Genomic DNA, 477 nt, shown 5'->3' with positions numbered 1-477 from the left:
CAGAAGCCGCGGAAGACAACAAACGAATAAAGGAGTGAGCGCGTGATGGCAGCGATGCAGGATGCGATCCGTGAAGAAGTAAATGAGGCGCCGGAGCCAAAATCGGACCGGCCGATCGTCCGCTACCGGGATATCCGGAAATCGTTCGGCGATTTTGAAGTCTTAAAAGGGCTGGACCTGGATATCGAGCAAGGGGAGAAGATCACGATCATCGGGCCGAGCGGCTCGGGCAAGACGACGATCATCCGGATGCTCATGACGCTCGAGGAGCCGACATCCGGCCTGATCGAAGTCGACGGGGAGCCACTTTGGCACGAGGAAGTCAAAGGAGAACTCGTCCCTGCCGGGGAAAAGCATCTGCGCAAGGTGCGCGGGAAGATCGGCATGGTGTTTCAACAGTACAACCTGTTTCCGCATATGACTATATTGAAGAATGTGACAGAAGCGCCGGTCCATGTGCTGGGCATGCCGAAAAAA

The 477-nt window shown here is 55.8% G+C and carries 1 protein-coding gene; it reads left to right on the top strand.

Annotation, left to right across the window (positions count from 1 at the left end):
- Positions 1 to 54: 54 nt before the first annotated feature.
- Positions 55 to 477: ATP-binding cassette domain-containing protein (locus D4N35_RS17875; RefSeq protein ID WP_164876428.1), on the top strand; the 423-nt coding region annotated here is incomplete at its 3' end.

The organism is Siminovitchia fortis, from assembly GCF_003605365.2.
Classification (GTDB): domain Bacteria; phylum Bacillota; class Bacilli; order Bacillales; family Bacillaceae_C; genus Siminovitchia; species Siminovitchia fortis.
The sequence above is the reverse complement of the archived record's forward strand: the minus strand, read 5'-3'. Positions and strand labels throughout refer to the sequence as shown.